Consider the following 17,770-nt stretch of genomic DNA (forward strand, 5'->3'; position numbering starts at 1 on the left):
GGGCAATCTTGTGCTGAAGCTGTGACTGACCTACACAGTGGGAAGATGCAGCGTGAAGCGTGTCCTGCCGGGGACGCTTGTCACAGTGACGGAGCCGCCGTTGGCCTGGGCCAGTGCCTCAACAATGGCCAGCCCCAGCCCGGAACTATTGCCGCTGCTGCTGGCCCGTGCAGGGTCCGCCCTGCTGAAGCGGGTGAAAATTTGCTCCAGGTACTCGTCGGGGATGCCCCCGCCGTCGTCTTCCACGGCCAGTTCTGCCACCCCGTCCGCCGCGGTGAGGCTGACCCGGACATGGGTTCCGGCCGGGGTGTGCTTGGCGGCGTTGGAGAGCAAATTGATCAGAATCTGGCGCACCTCAGACTCCACCGCGTGAACGCTCACCGGCTCCTCGGGCAGTTGCAGGGACCATCGGTGATCCAGGGAGGCGACCTTGCTGTCCTGGGTGGTTTCCATCAAAAGGTCCGTCAGGTCTGTGTCCGCAGCCTCCCCGCGCTGGCCCTCATCGAGCCGGGCCAGCAGCAGCAGATCTTCCACCAGGGCGGACATCCTCCGGGATTCGCTGTCCACCCTTCGCAGGGCGGAGGCGCCGGCCGGGGAGAGCCGCTCGCTCAGCAGCACCAGTTCGGTGTAGCCGCGGATGGAGGTCAGCGGGGTGCGCAGCTCGTGGCTGGCGTCGGCCACGAATTGGCGGACCTTGACCTCCCCGGCATGGCGGGCGGCGAAGGCCCTGGTCAGGTGGTCCAGCATGTTGTTGAATGCAACGCCCACCTCGCCGACCTCAGTGCCGGGTTGGGAGGCCAATGGCGGGATGCGCACATGGATGGCGGCCTCGCCGGACTCCAGCGGCAGGGATGCCACGGTGGTGGCCACCGCGGACAGCTCGTCCAGCGGGCGCAGGGAACGTCGGACAATGATGGTGCCCGCCAGGCCAATGATGCCCAGCCCCGCCACTGAAACCGTGGTGGTGACCAGGTTCAAGGAACGCAGGATCGAGTCGCGCTCCGTGGTGGACAGCCCTGCCACCAGCATCCCGTCCTGCACAGTCCTGGTGGTGTAGGCGGCGAGCCTGTAATGGCCGCTGGAGAGCGTGAGATCGGTGGGTTCGCCGTTCGGGTCCAGGCCCTGGACAAGCAGCAGGTCCGCGGCGGTCAGGGGAAGGGTGGAGCCGTCGTTTTGCACCACGGCCGAAGACGCATCCGCGCCATCGGCGAAGAGCGCCACAATGGTGCCGGGGCGTTGGCCGCGGGTGTCGAGCGGGTTGGGCCCGCCGCTGTCGATGGTGGTTGAAACAGAGGGGGACGGCAGCCCGGTGCTGCTGCCCGGGGGCGGGCCCTTGGGGCCGAAGGAACGCATGGCCGCCTCATGCAGGCCCGAGTCGATCTGCGCCGTGAGGTAGCTGTTCATGGCCAGATGGCTTACCACGCCCACGCTGGCGCAAATGGCGGCCAGCAGTGCCAGCATGGCCAGAATCAACTTGGTGCGCAGCCGGTGGGACCTGTGCGGTCGCTTGGCCCGGGTTGAGGGAGTGCCTGGTGTGGGGGCCGATACCGGGGCGGCGGTCATGCAACGGCCGGCTTGAGCACGTACCCCACGCCGCGGACGGTGTGAATCATGGGTTCGCGTCCGACGTCGATCTTCTTGCGCAGGTAGGAGACATACAGCTCCACAATGTTCGCCTGCCCGCCAAAGTCGTAATTCCACACTTGGTCCAGAATCTGGGCCTTGCTGACCACCCTGCGGGCATTCTCCATGAGATAGCGCAATAGCTCCCACTGGGTGGCTGTCAGCTCAATGTCCGTCCCGCCCCGGGTGACTTCGCGGGTGTCCTGGTTGAGCACCAAATCACCCACCACCAGCTCGGCATTGTCCGACGCCGCAACACCAGAACGCTGGACGAGCCGGTGCAGGCGCAGCATCAATTCCTCCATGCTGAAAGGCTTTGTGACGTAGTCATCCCCGCCGGCGGCCAGGCCCGTGATCCGGTCCTGAACGGCGTCGCGGGCGGTCAAAAACAGTGCAGGCACCTCCGGATACAGTTCACGAATCCGTCCCAGCGCCGCAATCCCGTCCATGCCCGGCATCATGACATCGAGCACCAACACGTCGGGGCGAAAGGAGCGAGCGGTGCGCACGGCCTCGTCGCCGCCGGCCGCCGTGGCCACCTCCCAATTGGCCATGCGCAGGCCCATGCTGATCAGCTCTGTCAAGGACGCCTCATCATCAACCACCAGGGCGCGGATGGGGGTGCCGTCCGGGTGGAACAGCGGGGGGAGGTCGGTGAAGGAATTCCGCGGCGGCTGGCTCATTGGCGTCTCTCTTCTCAAGTCAGGGCGGGGTGGCCCGGATCTGCTGCTTCCACCCTAGTGGCGCACGGACCCGGGCGGCAGCGATGGGCAGTGGCTGTGACTCCAGTGTGTCCGCCGTTGCCATGCCGGGGCCAGATCCTGGCTGTGCGCCAGCTGTGAAGGGTCTGCTGCCCGCGGCGCCGGAATTGTGATCTGATGGAACCATGAGCCCGCAGAAACGCCCCGCCGCCGCCCCAGCTCCGAAATCACTTGTCAATTGGGAGCTGGCCGCAAAAACAGCGGCCACCCTGGCGCCGGCCGGCCCGGACCTGAGCGGGTCGGAAATTTCCTCCGCCGTGGACAACCTTCGCCGCATGGCGGAGAAGTCCGTGCCGCACGTGCATGAAATCAGCCAGCTGGAGGCCGCCCGGGATTTGCATGACTCCGAGGTGCTCGTCGTGGACCGCGCGTCGTGGGCCCGGGCCAACACACAAAGCTTTTCCGTCATGATGGACCCGGTGCTGCGCGCCCTGGCTGCCAAGGCCGCCGAAACCGCCGAGAAGTCCCCGGGCGGTTCGGCCGCGACAGTCAGCGCCACCGTCACGGGCGCCCAGCTGGGGGGTGCGCTGGCATTCCTCTCCAGCAAGGTGCTGGGCCAGTACGACCCCTTTGCCGCACTGGCGCCCAGGGCCTCCGCCAGGGCGCAGGCGTCCGGCGGGCGCCTGCTGCTGGTGGCCCCGAACATCATCACGGTGGAGCGCGAACTCAAGGTGGACCCCTCCGACTTCCGCCTCTGGGTCTGCCTGCACGAGCAAACCCACCGCGTGCAGTTTGCCGCGGCCCCGTGGCTGCGCCACCACATGCTCGGCGAGATTGAAAAGCTGGGCACGCTGCTGGTGGGAGACTCCGAGAACTTCGGCGAACGCCTGCTGCAGTCCGCCAGGGAACTTGGCACCAAGCGGAGCAAGCCGGCGGAGCCAGGCGCAGCCGCGGAGCAGGGGCGCGGCAGCGTCCTGGACCTGCTGCAAAATCCGGAGCAGAAGGCCTCACTGTCCCACCTGACCGCCGTCATGAGCCTGCTCGAAGGCCACGCCAACGTGGTCATGGACGGGGTCGACCAGCGGATCGTCCCCACCGTGCGCACCATTCGCCAGCGCTTCAACAACCGGGGCAGGGAGCGCGGCATGATTGAGAAATTCATCCGCAATCTCATGGGCCTGGACGCGAAAATGCGCCAGTACAGCGACGGTGCCAAGTTCGTCCGCCAGGTGGTGGACATCGCCGGCATGGACGGCTTCAACAATGTCTGGACCCGGGCCGAGAACCTGCCCACCGAGCCGGAAATCCATGACGCGCGCCTCTGGGTTGAGCGGATGGGCCTCTAGATGGCGCCGGACAGCCGCCCCGTGCGCCGCCGCCTCGACCCCACCGTGGGCAAGGCCCGCGCCATGGTCGGGGCCCTCCTCGGCCTGAAAACGACCGGGAAAAACCGCGTGGTGGAAAACCCCCCGCTCATCCTGGTGGGCTGCAGCGGCGGCCCCGACTCCCTCGCCCTGGCCGCCGTGTGCGCGTTTTTCGCCCGGCGCGGCGAGGTGCGGGTGGGCGCCGTCGTGGTGGACCACCAGATGCAGGACGGCAGTGCAGAGGTGGCCCGCAACACGGCCGCCCAGTTGCGGGAGCTGGGACTGGACCCGGTCCTGGTCCGCACGGTCGAGCTGGATTACGACGGCGTTGGCCCGGAAGCTGCGGCCCGCGCCGCCCGCTTCGGGGCACTTGAGGCGGCCGCGCTCGAGGTGGGCGCCAGCAACGTCCTGCTGGGCCACACCCTCGACGACCAGGCCGAATCGGTTCTGCTGGGGCTGGCCCGCGGCTCGGGAACCCGCTCCCTGGCCGGCATGCGCGAACGCCGCGGAATCTACCTGCGCCCGTTCCTGGGCCTGCGCCGGGAGGAAACCCTGGAGATTTGCGACGCACTGGAGCTTCAGCCGTGGCACGACCCCGCCAACCAGGACCCCGCCTACCTGCGGGTCCGGGTGCGCCACGGGGTCATCCCGTTCCTGCAGGATGAACTGGGCCCGGGCATCGCCGAATCCCTGGCACGCTCGGCCGGAATCCTGGGCCGGGACGCGGACTTCCTGGACGAACTGGCCGCCGCGGAATACGGCAAACTGGCCGAACGCGGCGGTGCCGCCGGCGCGGCGGGTGCCGAAAACACGGGCGAAAAAGGTGACCTTGGCCAAATTTGGCTCCCGGAAGCGGCGCTTCGGGGACTGGCCCCGGCCCTGAGGATGAGGGTGTTGGCGCTGGCCGCCGTCGAACTTGGCGGGGTGCAGCCAAGCCTTGAACGGCTGGCTGCAGCGGAGAAACTGCTGGCCCGGGAGGGCTCGGCCGGACCGGTGCAACTGGCGGGCAAGGTCGCGGTCTACCGCCAATCCCGGAACCAGGCAGGTCCCCACGAGGGGCCCGGCTATGGGAAGCTTGTCCTTAGACGCAACACATAAGCGCCAAAAAAGTACTACAACCTTCACAACCAGGAGCCATGGGTGGATTCACAAGACGTCGCAGCCGACCTGAAGCATGTTCTGTACACCAAGGAGCAAATCCAAACACGCGTCGCCGAACTGGCTGCGCAGATTGATGCCGACTACCAGGGCCGCGATGTCCTGCTGGTGGGTGTCCTCAAGGGCGCCGTCATGGTCATGGCCGACCTGTCCCGGGCACTCCACAGCCACGTAACCATGGACTGGATGGCTGTCTCCTCCTACGGCTCGGGCACCCAGTCCTCCGGCGTTGTCCGGATCCTGAAGGACCTCGAGACCGACCTCATGGGCAAGCACGTGCTCATCGTTGAGGACATCATCGACTCCGGCCTGACCCTGTCCTGGCTGCGCGCGAACCTCATGTCCCGCGGTCCGGCATCGGTGGAAATCTGCACGCTGCTGCGCAAGCCCGCCGCCGCCAAGGTTGAGATTGACGTGAAGTACGTCGGCTACGAGATCCCCAACGAATTTGTTGTGGGCTACGGCCTGGACTTCGCCGAGAAGTACCGCAACCTCGACTTCATCGGCACCCTGTCCCCGCACGTTTACGAGTAAACGGCGCTCAGGCGTTTTCGGACGGCGTTTGCGGGTTCGGACACAGGCATGCCGGTGTCCGAACCCGCAAACGCCGTCTTTTTTGCCCGCACAGGGCAATTCGTTATGCCCTCAGGGAACTAATGGCCCCTGCTGTACGTGTACTAAGGCGAACGGTGTAAAGCTAGTACTTGGGGACGTGGCGGACGCGTCCGGGACGAGCACGAATTGGTTGAGCGGGAGGGACGAGGCCTGGCCTCGAACACATGAAAGTTAAGAAACTCTTCAAGGGTCCATTTGTCTGGATCGTTGTGGTGGTGGTGCTCATTGGTGCTGCGCTCTTCACCCTGACGGGCACCGGGCAGACCCGCATCGGCACTTCCGAGGCCCTGGGCCTGCTCCAGAACGACAAGGCCGTCTCGGTCAAGGTCTTCGGCTCCGAAGGCCGCGTGGACATGGTCCTCAAGGACGACTACACCACGGCCGACGGCGTGAAGGCCGGCAAGAACGTCCAGTTCTACTACGGCGCCTACCGTGCAACCACACTGCCGGAAATCATCGACAACGCACAGTTGAAGTCCTTCGACGACCAGCCGGCCACCAACAACTTCTGGTCCAGCATGCTCTCGCTGCTGATCCCGTTTGTCCTGATCGGGCTGATCTTCTGGTTCCTGTTCTCCCGCATGCAGGGCGGCGGCTCCAAGGTCATGCAGTTCGGCAAGTCCAAGGCCAAGCTGCTCACCAAGGACCACCCGCAGGTCACCTTCAGCGACGTGGCAGGTGCCGACGAGGCCGTGGAGGAGCTCCACGAGATCAAGGACTTCCTGCAGAGCCCGGACAAGTTCACGGCCGTGGGTGCCAAGATCCCCAAGGGCGTTCTGCTCTACGGCCCTCCCGGCACCGGCAAGACCCTGCTGGCCCGCGCCGTCGCAGGCGAGGCCGGCGTGCCGTTCTACTCCATCTCCGGCTCCGACTTTGTTGAAATGTTCGTCGGCGTGGGCGCCTCCCGTGTCCGCGACCTGTTCGAGCAGGCCAAGGCCAACTCCCCGGCCATCATCTTCGTTGACGAGATCGACGCCGTGGGCCGCCACCGCGGCGCCGGAATCGGCGGAGGCAACGACGAGCGCGAGCAGACCCTCAACCAGCTGCTCGTGGAAATGGACGGCTTTGACGTCAAGACCAACGTCATCCTGATCGCCGCCACCAACCGGCCCGACGTCCTGGACCCGGCCCTGCTGCGCCCCGGCCGCTTCGACCGGCAGATCCCCGTCGAGGCCCCGGACCGCCTGGGCCGCGAACGGATCCTGAAGGTGCACGCCAAGGGCAAGCCCATGGCGCCCGGCGTGGACCTGAACGCCGTCGCCAAGAAGACGCCCGGCTACACGGGTGCCGACCTCGCCAACGTCCTGAACGAGGCCGCCCTGCTGACCGCCCGCTCCAACGCGCAGCTGATCGATGACCGCGCCCTGGACGAGTCCATCGACCGCGTCATGGCCGGCCCGCAGAAGCGCACCCGCGTCATGAAGGAACTCGAGCGCAAGATCACCGCGTACCACGAAGGCGGCCACGCCCTGGTTGCCGCGGCCATGCACAACACGGCCCCGGTCACCAAGATCACCATCCTGCCCCGCGGCCGCGCCCTGGGCTACACCATGGTGGTCCCCGAGGACGACAAGTACTCGATCACCCGCAACGAACTGCTGGATCAGATGGCGTACGCCATGGGCGGGCGCGTCGCCGAGGAAATCGTGTTCCACGACCCCTCCACCGGCGCCTCCAATGACATTGAAAAGGCAACGGCCACGGCCCGCGCCATGGTCACCCAGTACGGCATGAGCGAGCGCATCGGCGCCGTGAAGCTGGGCCAGGCAGCCGGCGAGCCCTTCCTGGGCGGCAGCGCCGGCCACGACCGCGACTACTCCGAAGCCGTCGCCTCCGTGGTGGATGAGGAAGTCCGCAAGCTCATCGACCAGGCCCATGACGACGCCTACGAGGCGCTCATCATGAACCGCGACGTCCTGGACCGGCTGGCCCTGGAACTGCTGGAACGCGAGACCCTGAACCAGGCCGAGATTGCCGAGATCTTCACCGACCTTCGCAAGCCGGCCCAGCGCAAGGTGTGGCTGTCCAAGGACTCCCGCCCCGTCTCGGACCTGCCCCCCGTCGTCACGGAGAAGGAGCGCCTCGAGGCACAGGCCGCCGGCGCCCCGGACCCCTCCACCGTCTCACCCCAGGACCAGCTGGCCAACGCCAACCTGGACGGGGAGGTTGACGCCCCCGCCAGCAAGCCCGGCATCGACCTGGGCAAGGGCGACGCCCCGGAACTGCCCGGCCAGTAGCGTCCCCGCGATAGGATCACTTCCGTGACTGATTACGACGACGAACCCGGCTTCGCGCCCGGCGGCACCCCTGGTGCCGCCGGGGCAGGCGACGGACACAAGGTGGACCTGCCCCGCATCGAGGCCGCCGTCCGTGAGATCCTGCTGGCCATCGGCGAGGACCCGGAACGCAGCGGACTGCTGGACACGCCCAAGCGGGTGGCCAAGGCCTACGGCGAAGTCTTCGCAGGCCTGCACCAGGACCCGGCCGATGTTTTGGGCACCACCTTTGACATCGCCCACGAGGAAATGGTGCTCGTCAAGGACATCCCGTTCTACTCCACCTGTGAACACCACCTTGTCCCGTTCCACGGCAGTGCGCACGTGGGCTACATCCCGTCGTCGGACGGCCGGGTGACAGGGCTGAGCAAGCTGGCCCGCCTCGTGGACATTTTCGCCAAGCGCCCCCAGGTCCAGGAACGGCTCACCAGCCAGATCGCCGACGCGCTGATCGAACATCTCAAACCTCGCGGCGCCATTGTCGTTGTCGAGTGTGAACACATGTGCATGTCCATGCGTGGCGTGCGCAAGCCAGGGGCCAAGACAGTCACCAGTGCTGTCCGCGGCCTGCTTCACGAGCCCGCCACCCGGGCCGAAGCCATGAGCCTGATTCTCGGAAGGTAACTAGATACACCATGGATTCCCTCGCAGCCGCACCCGGCACGGGCCCGGCCACCTCGCCCCTGCCCGTGCTCCGCGCACGCAAGTCAATGACCACCTTTGCCTCCCTTCCCACGGACCGCATGGTGGTCATGGGAATCCTGAACTGCACCCCTGACTCCTTCAGCGACGGCGGCGACTACAACTCCACCGAAACCGCCATCGCCCACGGCCTGCGCATGTACTACGGCGGTGCCGACATCATCGACGTCGGCGGCGAATCCACCCGGCCCGGCGCCGAGGACGTGGACGAGGCCGAGGAGCAGGCACGGATCCTGCCCGTCATCGCCACCCTGGCCAAGGCCGGCGCGCTGGTCAGCGTGGACACCCGCCACGCCTCCACGGCCGAACTGGCGCTCGACGCAGGTGCCGGGCTCATCAACGACGTCTCCGGCGCCAACGTCCACGAGGACATGATCACGCTCATCGCCAAGCGCCAGGTCCCCTATGTGCTCATGCACAGCCGCGGCGACTCCCGCCACATGGACTCCCTCACGCAATACACGGACGTGGTGGAGGACGTCGTCGCCGAACTCGGCGAGATCCGCGAACGTTTCTACGCGGCCGGCGTCAAGGCCGAAAACCTGATCCTGGACCCGGGCATCGGCTTCTCCAAGAACGCCGAGCAGAACTGGGAACTGCTGGCCAACCTGGACCGCGTGGCAGAAATGGGCAACAAGATCCTGGTGGGCACCTCCCGCAAGCGCTTCCTCGGCTCGCTGCTGACCAGTGCAGGTAAGGCCGCCGCCCCCAAGGAGCGCGACGACGCCACCTCCGCCACCTCCGCCCTCGCCGGTGCGCAGGGCATTTGGGGCGTCCGCGTGCACGACGTCGGCGCCAGCCTTGACGCCGCCAAGGTCGCCGCACGCCTGCGGGCCGGGCGGAAGAGCCGCGACGCACGGCTGGCCGCTGCCGGACAGGCCCGGGACGCACAGTGACGCGCCCCGACACCATCACGCTCAAGGGCGTCACCGCCATCGGCTACCACGGCGTCTTTGACCACGAAAAGCGCGACGGGCAGCCGTTCATCACCGACGTGGTGCTGCACCTGGACATCGCCGCCGCGGCCGCAACGGACGACCTCTCCAAGACCGCGGACTACGGCGCCGTGGCCGAGGCCATTGTGGCCCTGGTGACCGGCGACCCGCACGACCTCATCGAGACGCTCAGCACCCGCATCGCGGAGAAGCTGCTGGCGGACTTCCCGGTGCTCGACGCCGTCGAGGTCACCGTCCACAAGCCCAAGGCGCCCATCCAGGTGCCGTTTGGCGACGTCGCCATCACCGTGTTCCGCAGCCGCAGCGCCGCCGGGGAAGCAGTGCCGGCATGACTGCCCCGCAGCCACACGTCCGGGCCGTCCTGGCGCTGGGCAGCAACCTGGGCGAGCGCGAGGGCACGCTGCAAGGTGCCGTCGCAGACCTGGTGGACCGGCCCGAGGTGCGCCTGCTCAACGTCTCTCCCGTGGTGACCACCAAGCCCGTTGGCGGGCCACCCGGGCAGCCGGACTTCCTGAACATGGTCATCGCGGTCGAGACCACTCTGGAGCCCCTGGACCTGCTGGCCCACTGCCAGGCCGTGGAACTGGCGCACCACCGCACCCGGGAGGTGCGCTGGGGTGCCCGCACCCTGGACGTGGACATCATCAGCTACGGCTCCGTGACAAGCGCGGACCCCGTGCTGACGCTGCCGCACCCGCGGGCGGCCGGGCGGGCCTTTGTGCTTTACCCGTGGTCGCTCATGGACCCGCAGGCAACCCTGGCCGGGGAGTCGGTTGCCGCCCTTGCGGCGGCGGCACCGGACATGGCAGGCATTGCCCACGTGCAGGATGTGCCGCAGGGCCAGGAGCCCTAGCGCCCCGAATTCCGGCCGCGGACCGCGCACAGCAACTTTGGCGCGCCGGGGCCAGTGCATTCCTGCAAAAACCCAGTACGGTTAAATATGTAGTTCCCGGCAAAGCGATGAGGCAGCAATGAGTAACACGATGCGGACCATCAGGCCTGCATGGCTGGTGGCCGTGGCCGTGGTCACGGCGGCGGTCGGATGGCTGGTCACCGAACTGACCTCCAGGGCCAGCATGGCCCTGCCCGTCCTGCCCCTGAGTTCGCTGATCACCATGGGCTTGATCGTTGTTGTGTGCCTGATCCTCGGGTTGAAGGTCCGCCGCTGGCGCGACGGCAACCGGAACAAACACCTCGACCCGCTGCTGGCCGCCCGCACCGTGGTGCTTGCCCAGGCGTGCGCCTATGCAGGGGCAGTGCTGTTTGGCTGGCATGCCGGCATTATGCTGGACCAGCTCCCCACCGTCGCCATGCGCGCAGACCTTGCCGTCATTTGGCAGATCGTGGCACTTCTGGCCGGCGGGCTGGTCATGGTGGCAGTAGGCGTCATGGTTGAACGGTTCTGCAAGCTGCCGCCGGAGGACAATGATCCGGCAGCGAAAACCCGGCCCAAGCACGAGGGCCGCGGGGAGGAAGAATTTGCCTAAGGCACACCGCAGTCCCATCGACCCCGCCGGCGTGGATTTCCTGCCGGTTTCAGAAAACCTCATCACCGCCCGGTTGATCGAGCGCGGCCTGACAGGCCTGGTGATTGCCGCACTCACGGCCATCCCGCTCGTCCTGATGCTGGTGGGCGTGTGGGAAGGCTACCCCGCATGGCTCGCCTGGCTGCTGCCGGCCGCCGTCGTGGTGGTCACGGTTTGGGAGATGGCCATCGTCCCGCGCCAGGTGCGCGCCATGGGGTACGCCGAACGCGACGAGGACCTCCTCCTGCGCAGCGGCATCATGTTCCACAAGGTCATGGTGGTCCCCTACGGGCGCATGCAATATGTTGACGTTTCCATGGGCCCGCTGGAGCGCATGCTGGGGCTGAGCACCATTCACCTGCACACCGCCTCGCCGGGCACCAACGCACTGCTCCGGGGGCTGCCGGCGTCGGAGGCATCACGACTGCGCGAGCAGCTGTCCTCCCGCGGTGAGGCAAAATTGGCCGGGCTGTGAGCGGGAACCTGGTGGGTGAAGAGCCCGCCCTGACCACCGACCCCGTGGACATCTGGCACCGGGTCCATCCCATTTCCCCGCTGGTCCGAGGCTGGGTTGCCGTTGCCGCGATCGTGTTTGTCCTTGGCCGAAACTCCCTCGAGGAGCTGTTCTACGCCACTGACAACGGCATCGGCGTGAAGGGCCCGGACCTGGCCGAATTGCGGGTCCTGTTCGCGGTGACGGGTGTCGCCGTCCTGGTATTCAGCATCGCCTTCTTCCTGCAATGGCGCTTCACCCGCTACCAGGTCACAGACGAGCACGTGCACATCAACTCCGGGGTGATTTTCCGCCAGCAGAGGCGGGCCCGGATCGACAGGGTGCAGGCCATTGACGTGGTGCAGCCGCTGCTGGCGCGCGCGTTTGGCCTGGCTGAGCTGAAGTTTGAGGTGGCCGACGGCGGCAAGTCGGCCCTGAAATTGTCCTTCCTGAAGCTTCGGGAGGCCAAGCGCCTGCGGGCCGCCATCCTGGCCCGGGCCGCCGGCGTCCACGTTGATCCGGACGCGCCGACGGAAGTGCAGGAAGCTCCGGAGGTGCACGCCCTGGCGCTGCCGCCCGCGCGAATCTTTGCGGCCGCAATTTTCAGCGGCACCTCCGTGTTTGCGCTGCTGGTCATTGCGGGCGCGGCAGTGGCATGGATCTGGACGGGGGAATGGGCAGTGATGGTGGCCGCCGTACCCTTCTTCATCGGCATCTTTGCCAGTTACTGGCAGTCCGTCACCACCGACTTCAACTTCCGGATCGCGGTGTCCCCGGACGGTGTGCGGCTGCACTACGGCATGCTGGAAACCCGCTCCCAGACCATTCCACCCGGCCGCGTGCAGGCCGTGGACATCAGCCAGGGGCCCATGTGGCGGCCGCTGGGTTGGTACAAGGTGCGGGTCAATGTGGCCGGCTACGGTTCAGACAGTTCGGACAACGGAACCCGCACCGTGCTGCTGCCGGTCGGCACCCTCGACGAGGTCATGACCGTTCTGGGCCTGGTCTTCCCCAACCCCGGCGTGGAGAACCCGTTTGAGGTGTTCACGGCAGGGCTCAAGGGGCCTGCGGACGCCCACGGCTTTGTGCACTCGCCGCGGCAGGCGCGGTGGATCGACCCGCTGACCTGGCGCCGCAGTGCCTACCGGGCCACGGACACAGCCCTGCTGTGCCGCCATGGCCTGGTCTTCCGAAGGCTCCAGGTTGTCCCGCACGAGCGGACCCAGTCGCTTGCCCTGCGGCAGGGCCCCATCATGAAGGCACTGGGCCTGGCCAACTTTGAACTGCACTCCACCGTGGGCCCCATCCACCCCCTGGTGCGGCACATGTCCACGGCCAATGCGCTGGCCCTGTTTGACCAACAGGCCTTCCGCGCAGCAACGGCCCGGCGCCTCCACCGCAAGGAAAAATGGCTCTCGCAGGACGAGCCCCCGGCGCCCCCTGCACCGGACGCCCCGGCGACGCCCAGCCCGGAACCCGCAGCTGCGGCGCACCAACCACTGAAGGAGAACCACCATGGCGATTAAGCCGGGCCGCCTCGGCATTGGCATCATTGGCGCCGGGAAGGTGGGCGCCGTCCTGGGCGCGGCTCTGCGCGGTGCCGGGCACGCCGTCGTCGGGGTTTCCGCCGTCTCCGACGCCTCGAAAGACCGTGCCGAACTCCTGCTTCCCGGCGTCCCCGTCCTTGAGGTGGCCGACATTGTGGAGCGCTCCGAACTGGTGCTTCTCGCCGTCCCTGACGACGCCCTTCCCGGCCTTGTCACGGGCCTGGCCGCCATGAACGCCTGGCAGGTGGGCCAGTTGGTGGCGCACACCTCCGGGCGCTTCGGCATAGGCGTGCTGGCCCCGGTCAAGGCCGCCGGCGGCATCCCGCTCGCCCTGCACCCGGCCATGACGTTCACCGGCATGAGCCTGGACCTGTCCCGGCTCACGGACGCCAGCTTCGGTGTCACTGCCGAGCCCGCCATGCTGCCCATCGCCCAGGCCCTCGTCGTGGAGATGGGCGCCGAGCCCGTGGTCATCGCCGAGGCCGACCGCGTCCTCTACCATGCAGCCCTGGCACATTCTGCGAACCACATGGTCACGCTTGTGGCGCAGGCGGCGCAGATCCTGGGCGACATCGGCGTCGAGGCCCCCAACCAGCTGCTGGGACCGCTGCTGCGCGCATCGCTGGAGAACGCGCTCACCGCGGGCGAGTCCGCGCTCACCGGCCCGGTCGCCCGGGGCGATGCCGGCACCGTCGCGGCGCATGCGGAAGCCCTGCGCGAGCACGCCCTGGACACCGGAGCCGGCGACATCATCGACGCCTACCTGGCCATGTCCGGGGCCACCGCCACGCGCGCGGCCCGCCGCCGGCTGCTGTCCGCGGAGGCGTACCTGGCCGTCCAGGCGGCCCTGATGCCCGACGGCGAACCCGGCACCGGGGCTGGCGGCAGCTAGGATGGTGGCCCGCCGGGAGACGGCGGGCGGCGTGCGGGCGGGCACTTGCCGGGCGCAGGCGTCGTGACGTATTAAAGATGTGCAGGAGTGGAATGCACGGCATTGGGCCAAGGTTCGATGCGTGCAGATGTGGACGCGCACAGCATTGGGCCAAGGCCCGGTGCGTGCAGGAGTGAAAGTGGGTAGAGACCATGGGCATTGAACTTGTCGGCACCATTGCGGAATTGCAGGCGAAGGCGTCTATGCTGCTGCAGGCGCGGGCGGGGCAGGCGCACCTGGTGGGCCGCGCGGGCACGGACGTGCTGCCCGGAACCCTCGGCCTGGTCCCCACCATGGGCGCCCTGCACCACGGGCATGCCACTCTGGCGCGGGCCGCCGTGGCCGAGAACTCCGTGGTGGTGGCCACCGTGTTCGTCAACCCGCTGCAGTTTGGCGACCCTGCCGACCTCGACCGGTACCCGCGCACCACGGAAGCGGACCTGGCACTCCTGGAGGAGGCCGGCGTCGACTTCATGTTTGCGCCCTCGGTGGCGGAGATGTATCCGAACGGCGAGCCCGCCGTGCGCATCACGGCAGGAAAACTGGGGGAGCTGTACGAGGGCGCCTCGCGGCCCGGCCACTTTGACGGCGCCCTGACCGTGGTGTCCAAGCTGCTGCACGTGGGGTTGCCGAGTGTTGGCCTGGCCGCCCCGGATGCCGCCGGACGCCCGGCCTACCGCGCCTATTTCGGGCAGAAGGACGCCCAGCAGCTGGCCCTGGTGCGCACCATGGCCGCGGACCTGAACTTCCCCGTGGACATCGTGGCCGTTCCCACCGTGCGGGACGAGGACGGCCTGGCCTCGTCGAGCCGCAACCGCTTCCTCTCGGAGGAGGAACGCGACTCGGCGCTGGTCCTCTCGCGGGCGCTGCGCCTGCTCAAGCGCCGGGCCGACGCCCACGAACCCCTCGACATTGCATCCGCCGAGGAGCTTGTGCGCAGCGCCCCGGGCGTGGAGCTGGACTACCTCGAAGTGGTGGACCCGCAGACCCTCGCCGTGCGCGCCGAGAACTGCCAGGACACCCCCTTCACGGGCGAGGCGCTGGCGCTCATTGCCGCCAAAGTGGGCCCCGTCCGGCTGATCGACAACATGCCGCTGGGCTCCTGAGATCAGGGCGCAGTGGGTGCACAATTTTGAGCGCACCGGGAATCTAAGCAGCAGCACCTGCGATTCGCCGCGTTGAAGCAGCAGATAATGCGATGGATTGACTGATTTCATCGCATGACCTGCTGCTTCGACGGGGAATTTCGCAACTTCTGCTGCTTCGACGGGGAGTTGCGCATTATCGGCTGCTTCAATGACCGAGATGGACCTACGGCTGGGCTGCCACAGCACCCGTGACGGCACCGCCTGCCGGGTCCGGCTGATCAACAACATACCCCTCGGATAAATCTGCAACATCGGGCTCCTGAGAGCAAAAATGACGCCGATCCCGCCTTGTGCCACCGGGATTCCGGGATCAGAAAGCCGGATCGGCGTCATTCTTTGCCGAGTGGGTCGCGCTGGGTCGCGCTGGGTCGCGAGCGGGTCGAGCCGGGGCCGTGTGGGACCGCGGCAGGGTGCTACAGGCGCGCGGCCACCTCGCCGGAGGACGGGTATGCCGCCTGGGTGCCCTTCTTCGTTGCCGCAAGTGCTGCCGCGACGGACGCGTAGCGGGCGGCGTCAACCAGGGAGTCACCGGCGGCCAGCCGGGCGGCCACCGCACCGGTGAAGGCGTCGCCGGCGCCTGTGGTGTCCACGGCCTGGACAACGGTCGGGGCAATCCGCACCACGGGCGCGGCGGAGTTCGTGGCGTCGAGCACCACGGAGCCGTCGGCGCCCAGGGTCAGCAGCACCTTGTTCAGTCCGTGCCGCACAAACTCCTCCAGCGCCCCGTGCCAGGCGTTGGCGGGGGCGTCGGCGGCCGGCATGTCATAGCCGCCCAGGAACTGCGAACCCTCATGTGCATTGACCAGCAGGACATCTGTCAGCCGCGCCAGCTCCTGCGCAACCGGCGCAAAGGGCGAGAGGTTCAGCAGAACTGTTGCTCCGGCGTCGTGCCCGGCCTGTGCGGCGGCCTGGACCGTGTCGAGGGAGACCTCAAGGCACAGGCTGACCACGGAGGCGCCGGCAAACAGCGCCGGGTCCATGTGTTCCGGGGCGAGGGTGGCATTGGCGCCGGCGGAGATGATGATGCTGTTTTCGCCCGCGGTGTCCACGGAAATCACGGCGACGCCGGTGGGCCGGGACACGCGCGCCACGTGGCTGACGTCCACGCCGGCACCCGCGGTTGAGGCCACGAGCATGTCGCCGTTGGGGTCCGCGCCCACGGCGCCGAGCAGGGTCACCTGGCCGCCGAGGCGGGCCGCCGCAACGGCCTGGTTGGCGCTCTTGCCGCCGGGGTTGACGGCGAAGTCGTTCCCGTGGACGGTCTCACCGGGGCTTGGCAGGCGTTCACAGTAGATGGTCAGGTCCGCGTTGAGCGAGCCGGCAACAACAATCCTGCTCATGGGGCAACCTCCGCGTTGACGGGTTTGGGGACAAGCAGGGACGCGGCGAATGCGGCGCCCGTGACGGCCAGGGCCACGATGACAACGGTCAGGTAGGAGGCGTGCGCCCCGAGCGGAGCGGTCGCAACCAGGATGGCCGGAAGCACCAGGAAGCTCAGCCCGGCGCCCAGGTTGAAGGCGCCCGCGTTCATGCCGGGCAGGAAACCGGGGTTGCCCTCGGGGGAGAGGACCACGCCAAGGCCGTTGAGCATGATGTTCACTGTACCTGCGTACATGATGCCCAGCAGCACCGTGCCCGTGATCATCCAGCCCAGGCTGTTCAGGCCCAGGAAGCCGATGATGGCCAGTGCCGCAATGCTCCCGAGGAGGCCGATCCGCAGCATCTTCGTGTAGCCGAAGACCGGGGCCAGGCGCCCCGTGATGGGGCCGAACAGCCAGCCGAGCAGTGCGTACGGGGTCAGGATGAGCAGGCTCATCTGGGTGGCGCCGATGCCGAAGCCGGGGTCGGCCGCCTGCACAAACGCCGGGACGATGCCGTTGATGACGGCGAAGATGCCCGTCATGGTCAGCGTGGTGGTCAGCAGCGGGGCCCATGTGGAGCGGTTGCGCAGGTGCACAATTTCCACCATGGGTTGTGCGGAGCGCTTCTCCACGGCCCAGAATGCCATGAAGGCGACGACGGCGAGCACCGCCAGTCCCAGCGAGGTCACCAGCGGGGCGGTCGTGATGCCGCCCACCAGCTTGGTTGCCTCGTTCAGGGCGGTCAGCAGGGCGCCGACCGCGATGACGATGAAGAATACGCCCAGCCAGTCCATCCGGGTGCCTTCGCCGGGCTTGCTTTCCCCGGCGAGCAGCACGATCAGCAGCACTGCAATGGCGGCGATGACAACCATGAGCCAGAAGATGCTGCGGAAGCCGAAGTGCTCGGCGAAGTAGCCGCCCACGAAGGAGTCAATGCCGGCGATGCCGCCGTTGACGGCGGTGATCAGGCCCATGAGGGCGCCGTAGCGCTTGGGGTCCTTCACGGCCGAGCGGAGCATGATCAGGGCCAGCGGCACGGTGGGCCCGCTGACGCCCTGGATGATGCGGCCGATGAAGAGCCAGGTGATGTCCGGAGCCATGGCGGAGATGACCGAGCCGACGCCCATCAGGATCATCATGCCCAGCAGCACCTTCTTGCGCCCGATGATGTCGCTCAGGCGCGGCAGGAACAGGGAGAAGACTGCTGCAGCGGTGAAGAACCAGGTCTGCGAGAGGCCGATTGCGGCCTGGCTGGCGTTGAGTTCCTCGCCCATCGTGACCAGGGCGGGGCTGAGCATTGAGGCGTTGAGCTGGAAGGCGACACAGGCGGCCAGCAGGGCCACCATGAGGGCGGTGATGTTGCCGCCCC

Annotated in this window: 17 protein-coding genes; 13 read left to right on the forward strand and 4 right to left on the reverse strand. The window is 67.6% G+C overall.

What is annotated here, in order from left to right; translation table 11 throughout:
- Positions 1–30: 30 nt before the first annotated feature.
- Both JOF48_RS08285 and JOF48_RS08290 read right to left on the reverse strand, forming a co-directional pair.
- Positions 31–1,461, reverse strand: coding sequence for a sensor histidine kinase (locus tag JOF48_RS08285; protein ID WP_245346455.1), 1,431 nt, complete (start codon positions 1,459–1,461; stop codon positions 31–33).
- A 98-nt stretch (positions 1,462–1,559) separates the two neighbouring features.
- Positions 1,560–2,306 (reverse strand): response regulator transcription factor, encoded by a 747-nt coding sequence (locus tag JOF48_RS08290; RefSeq protein ID WP_209679436.1) that lies wholly within the window; start codon positions 2,304–2,306, stop codon positions 1,560–1,562.
- Positions 2,307–2,509: 203 nt separating this feature from the next.
- On the opposite strand from JOF48_RS08290, the gene JOF48_RS08295 reads away from it, so the two are divergent.
- The 13 genes from JOF48_RS08295 (at position 2,510) to panC (ending at position 14,998) form a co-directional block, all read left to right on the forward strand.
- A complete protein-coding gene (locus tag JOF48_RS08295; RefSeq protein ID WP_209679439.1) occupies positions 2,510–3,670 on the forward strand; it encodes a zinc-dependent metalloprotease in 1,161 nt (386 codons plus the stop codon).
- Positions 3,671–4,786, forward strand: a complete 1,116-nt coding sequence (gene tilS, locus JOF48_RS08300; protein ID WP_209679442.1) for a tRNA lysidine(34) synthetase TilS — start codon at positions 3,671–3,673, stop codon at positions 4,784–4,786. It begins immediately after the preceding gene.
- Positions 4,787–4,828: 42 nt separating this feature from the next.
- A complete protein-coding gene (gene hpt / locus JOF48_RS08305) occupies positions 4,829–5,380 on the forward strand; it encodes a hypoxanthine phosphoribosyltransferase (RefSeq protein ID WP_209679446.1) in 552 nt (183 codons plus the stop codon).
- Positions 5,381–5,625: 245 nt separating this feature from the next.
- On the forward strand, positions 5,626–7,698 hold the full coding sequence (gene ftsH / locus JOF48_RS08310) for an ATP-dependent zinc metalloprotease FtsH (protein ID WP_209679449.1): 2,073 nt from the start codon (positions 5,626–5,628) through the stop codon (positions 7,696–7,698).
- Between the two features lie 24 nt (positions 7,699–7,722).
- Complete coding sequence (gene folE, locus JOF48_RS08315; protein WP_425353709.1) at positions 7,723–8,361, forward strand: GTP cyclohydrolase I FolE; 639 nt, start codon at positions 7,723–7,725, stop codon at positions 8,359–8,361.
- An 11-nt stretch (positions 8,362–8,372) separates the two neighbouring features.
- Positions 8,373–9,335, forward strand: coding sequence for a dihydropteroate synthase (gene folP / locus JOF48_RS08320; RefSeq protein WP_209679452.1), 963 nt, complete (start codon positions 8,373–8,375; stop codon positions 9,333–9,335).
- A complete protein-coding gene (gene folB / locus JOF48_RS08325; protein ID WP_209679455.1) occupies positions 9,332–9,727 on the forward strand; it encodes a dihydroneopterin aldolase in 396 nt (131 codons plus the stop codon). Before folP ends, folB begins: the two co-directional genes overlap by 4 nt.
- Entirely contained in the window at positions 9,724–10,248 is a 525-nt protein-coding gene (gene folK, locus JOF48_RS08330) for a 2-amino-4-hydroxy-6-hydroxymethyldihydropteridine diphosphokinase (protein ID WP_209679458.1), read from the forward strand. The genes folB and folK overlap by 4 nt, the downstream gene beginning before the upstream one ends.
- 118 nt (positions 10,249–10,366) lie before the next feature.
- Complete coding sequence (locus JOF48_RS08335) at positions 10,367–10,882, forward strand: DUF3180 domain-containing protein (RefSeq protein ID WP_245346456.1); 516 nt, start codon at positions 10,367–10,369, stop codon at positions 10,880–10,882.
- Entirely contained in the window at positions 10,875–11,396 is a 522-nt protein-coding gene (locus JOF48_RS08340; RefSeq protein ID WP_245346457.1) for a PH domain-containing protein, read from the forward strand. Before JOF48_RS08335 ends, JOF48_RS08340 begins: the two co-directional genes overlap by 8 nt.
- The gene (locus JOF48_RS08345) at positions 11,393–12,940 is read left to right on the forward strand and encodes a PH domain-containing protein (protein ID WP_342591196.1); all 1,548 of its coding nucleotides are present in this window, start codon (positions 11,393–11,395) and stop codon (positions 12,938–12,940) included. Before JOF48_RS08340 ends, JOF48_RS08345 begins: the two co-directional genes overlap by 4 nt.
- Complete coding sequence (locus JOF48_RS08350; protein ID WP_209679465.1) at positions 12,930–13,853, forward strand: Rossmann-like and DUF2520 domain-containing protein; 924 nt, start codon at positions 12,930–12,932, stop codon at positions 13,851–13,853. Before JOF48_RS08345 ends, JOF48_RS08350 begins: the two co-directional genes overlap by 11 nt.
- Before the next feature lie 191 nt (positions 13,854–14,044).
- Positions 14,045–14,998 (forward strand): pantoate--beta-alanine ligase, encoded by a 954-nt coding sequence (gene panC, locus JOF48_RS08355; RefSeq protein WP_209679469.1) that lies wholly within the window; start codon positions 14,045–14,047, stop codon positions 14,996–14,998.
- 455 nt (positions 14,999–15,453) lie between these two features.
- Here panC and JOF48_RS08360 read toward each other — a convergent pair whose 3' ends face one another.
- The gene (locus JOF48_RS08360; protein WP_209679472.1) at positions 15,454–16,380 is read right to left on the reverse strand and encodes a ribokinase; all 927 of its coding nucleotides are present in this window, start codon (positions 16,378–16,380) and stop codon (positions 15,454–15,456) included.
- Positions 16,377–17,747 carry a uridine transporter UriT gene (gene uriT / locus JOF48_RS08365; protein WP_209684330.1) on the reverse strand — a complete coding sequence of 457 codons (1,371 nt, stop codon included), beginning with the start codon at positions 17,745–17,747 and terminating at the stop codon, positions 16,377–16,379. Before uriT ends, JOF48_RS08360 begins: the two co-directional genes overlap by 4 nt.
- Positions 17,748–17,770 lie beyond the last annotated feature (23 nt).

Origin of the sequence: Arthrobacter stackebrandtii, assembly GCF_017876675.1 — a bacterium.
Taxonomy (GTDB): Bacteria; Actinomycetota; Actinomycetes; order Actinomycetales; family Micrococcaceae; genus Specibacter; species Specibacter stackebrandtii.